We start from the raw sequence: 302 nt of genomic DNA, 5'->3' as shown, positions 1-302 counted from the left end.
TCGCCAGTTCGGCCGCAGCGCTCAGCCGGGTATGGCTGTTGCAGGAGAACCCGACGGTGAGGGCGCCCCGCTCGCGCGCCCGGGTGACGGCGCCGATCACGTACGGCGTGCGTCCGCTCGACGCGATGCCGACGACGGTGTCGAGGGGACCGATGCCGGCCGCTGCCACCGCACTCGCGCCCGCCTGCGCGTCGTCCTCTGCGCCCTCGGTGGGCGTGACGATCGCATTCGGGCCACCGGCCATGATCGCGAAGACCTGTTCCGGTGGGGAGTGAACGTCGGCGGGCACTCGGACGCGTCCA

1 pseudogene is annotated in these 302 nt (G+C 72.8%); it reads right to left on the bottom strand.

Going from position 1 to position 302, the window contains the following annotated elements:
* Positions 1-289 (bottom strand): annotated as a pseudogene (locus BN358_RS25100) (N-acetylmuramic acid 6-phosphate etherase); the annotation flags it as partial.
* Between the last annotated feature and the right edge of the window lie 13 nt (positions 290-302).

Origin of the sequence: Sedimentibacter sp. B4, from assembly GCF_000309315.1 — a bacterium.
Lineage (GTDB): Bacteria > Bacillota > Clostridia > Tissierellales > Sedimentibacteraceae > Sedimentibacter > Sedimentibacter saalensis.
Note: the sequence above shows the minus strand (reverse complement) of the source record. Positions and strands in the feature narration are given on the sequence as shown.